The organism is Trichocoleus sp. FACHB-6 (assembly GCF_014695815.1).
GTDB classification, from domain to species: Bacteria; Cyanobacteriota; Cyanobacteriia; order Cyanobacteriales; family FACHB-T130; genus Funiculus; species Funiculus sociatus.
Genome location: NZ_JACJOY010000002.1, coordinates 1 through 2,560, shown reverse-complemented (window position 1 = coordinate 2,560; position 2,560 = coordinate 1). Strand labels below are relative to the sequence as shown.

Sequence of the window (2,560 nt, the reverse complement as noted above, 5' to 3'; positions counted from 1 at the left end):
GACTCTCTAAGGATTATGAAATTTTGCCGCAGACGTCGGAAGCTTTTATCTATATCGCAAACATTCGTTTGATGTTACGACGCTTAGCTTAGTACACTTCTCAGACATCCTCTAAGTTAAGTATATTGTTCGCACTCCTAGTAGTAACCAAACTACTCAAACTGTACAATAACTTGGAAAGCAGTAAGGTGGGCATTACCCACCTTACTAATATCTTTGCTTAGCTGATATTTAAAAATTTATATATAAAATTAATATTATTTTACTTGCAGCGTCTTTTAACTTTAGTAGTAGAAAAATAAACTGATTTTAATGAGTATAGTTACCTAAAATTATCTGGCTGGCGTGTGATCGCTTGCCTGAAAATAGCTGATTGCGGTAGGCGATCGCTTGGGGATAGGCGATCGCATCCGTGAAAATACAGACTTTGGCAAAATGCTTCTTCCAGATTCCGTAATCTAACCCAAGAAATAATGTAGTAGTTTCTGGCAAAGTTATATTAATCCACCAAATATCACCTAAGATAGATGCGTGGTGAAAGCAATCCTTACTACTGCTATCTGGAATTCTCTAACTATGGCTCCACGATACAACAAGATTAAGTTCCCCCTCTGGCAGTTTCTCAACCAGCCAGTCTTCAGTTCCAGAACCAAGCTGGTACTTAATCCCCGTCGCTTCTTGTACCTTTATAGCATTCATTTACTCGAACGCTGCTTGGCGAAAGATTACGAGCCAGGAAAGCGATATCCTCGCTAAATATCTATATTGCATTAAGTTGTCAGGACTCAGCTATAGAAAGTACGTCTTTATAAAGAGTTAGGAGCCAAGCTTATGATAAGTTCTGGCTCCTTAATTCTGGGTGCTGAATCAGGCAACAATTAGCCACATTAACACATAAAAGCTGAAAATTGGCAGGCTCCCCATAGCCAGAGAAAATTGACTATTGACTGATCCGGAACCAGTGCCAAGTTGTCGAAGAGATTACTCAGATAGTCCAAGCAGCTTGTGTCACCGTCAGTTATCGGTAAGTAAATCACTGATAATAGGCGCAGGGAGTAGCCAAACCACTCCCTGGAAAAGATCATGCCTGGGCGATCCCGTTAAGTTTTGTTCTACAACGATCGCGTTCGACAAGATAAAGTCATGGCATTACAACCGGCATATGGTATCGGTATTACCGAAAGCCCCACCATTGAAATTTCCCAGGAAGTGTTGCGGTCTATCCTCAGCCGAATAGAAGCTGAACTTTATAGCAGCGAAGTCTATAACCGTTCTTTGGCTGGGTTACAGACGATCCTAGGAGAAGCTGCGGGGAATGCCCAAATTATGGTTAAGGCAGTGGCGCGAGAAGCTATCCGGCTAGCGTTCCAGCAGTTTGCCAAGACTTACAAAGTCGTTCCCGTCGCATCAACAGAAATCAGTAACAATCAACAAGAACAGCAGCTTAGTAGTCCGTCGTCAGTCGTTACAGAAGAGTTGTCAAGTTGCCCAGTGGAAACGTTGTTAGATTCTAACAACCTGACAACGCCCACGGACAGCCAACAACGAACAACCAACAACAAACCGAATAACTCACCCGCTAATTCCGAAGAAGCTGTGCCACCCTTTAGTAGCAGCAATATAGATCCGGTTTTTCCCAAACCAACTAAAAAACTCTCCAAGGCTCAACTGGCGGCGCAAATGGCGGCTCAAGAGCGGGAGGAGCGTCTGCGGCAAATTGGTCAGGAACTACGGCAGGCGCGTCATGCTCAGTCACTGACTATGCGACAAATTCATAATTTAACATTGGTGCCGCCCCACCACATTCAGGCTTTAGAAATTTGTCGTTTGGATCAATTGCCGGAAGATATCTATGTCAGAGGCTTTATTCGCCGGATAGGAGAGGCATTGGGGTTGGATGGGGCGGCAATGGCTGCTTCTTTACCTGCACCCGATCCTGTAAAAGCTGTGGTGCCATCTTGGTATCGACCCGCATCAGCATCGGTATTTCAGCTTAGCACGCTACATTTATACGTCGGCTATGCGGCTCTTGTGGCTGGGGCAGTGGGAGGACTCGCTGTGACATCGAATCACTCACAGTCTTCAGCAACAGTTGATCCTCTGCCAGATGTTCCCTCGAATCCTTCTGTTTCAGAGTCTCAGCAAATTGCGAAACCTGCTAAACCAGGGTTAAAGTTGGGTAAGAAGGGGGTGGCAGTTGGAAATGATATTGCGCCGCCGGAAGCAATTAGTAGTAATTAGTTATTAGCTAATGGCTTATAAAAATAAACAATTAGCCATTAACTACTAACTAACCTGAGTTCGGGATAAGGAGGGGACAAGCGAGTAAGCTAAAAGTCATCACACAACAGCTTTACAGGCTCGTCCCATGCTTAGTCTAGAAGAACTTTTTTGCTCTGTCGATGATTTCTGCCTTCTTTTTGAACCTTTGTGGCATAAACAACTGGTGAGGGATGCACTCAAACATCGCCACCGCCATCGTCAACTGTGCCTGAGCGAAATTATGACCATCGAGATTGCATTTCATCAATCTCATTACCGGAATTTTAAAGCGTTTTAC

General features: G+C 44.2%; 3 protein-coding genes and 2 pseudogenes. 3 read left to right on the top strand and 2 right to left on the bottom strand.

What is annotated here, in order from left to right:
- Window positions 1-92 (top strand): annotated as a pseudogene (locus H6F66_RS00140) (IS5/IS1182 family transposase); the annotation flags it as partial.
- 217 nt (window positions 93-309) lie between these two features.
- On the opposite strand, the gene H6F66_RS00135 reads toward H6F66_RS00140, so the two are convergent.
- Both H6F66_RS00135 and H6F66_RS28675 read right to left on the bottom strand, forming a co-directional pair.
- The gene (locus tag H6F66_RS00135; RefSeq protein WP_190417042.1) at window positions 310-492 is read right to left on the bottom strand and encodes a hypothetical protein; all 183 of its coding nucleotides are present in this window, start codon (window positions 490-492) and stop codon (window positions 310-312) included.
- A gap of 78 nt (window positions 493-570) precedes the next feature.
- Window positions 571-699, bottom strand: a complete 129-nt coding sequence (locus H6F66_RS28675; protein ID WP_277873796.1) for a hypothetical protein — start codon at window positions 697-699, stop codon at window positions 571-573.
- A gap of 444 nt (window positions 700-1,143) precedes the next feature.
- Here H6F66_RS28675 and H6F66_RS00130 point away from each other — a divergent pair, with 444 nt between their 5' ends.
- Both H6F66_RS00130 and H6F66_RS29135 read left to right on the top strand, forming a co-directional pair.
- Entirely contained in the window at window positions 1,144-2,241 is a 1,098-nt protein-coding gene (locus H6F66_RS00130) for a helix-turn-helix domain-containing protein (protein ID WP_190417041.1), read from the top strand.
- A gap of 127 nt (window positions 2,242-2,368) precedes the next feature.
- Window positions 2,369-2,560 (top strand): annotated as a pseudogene (locus H6F66_RS29135) (IS982 family transposase); the annotation flags it as partial.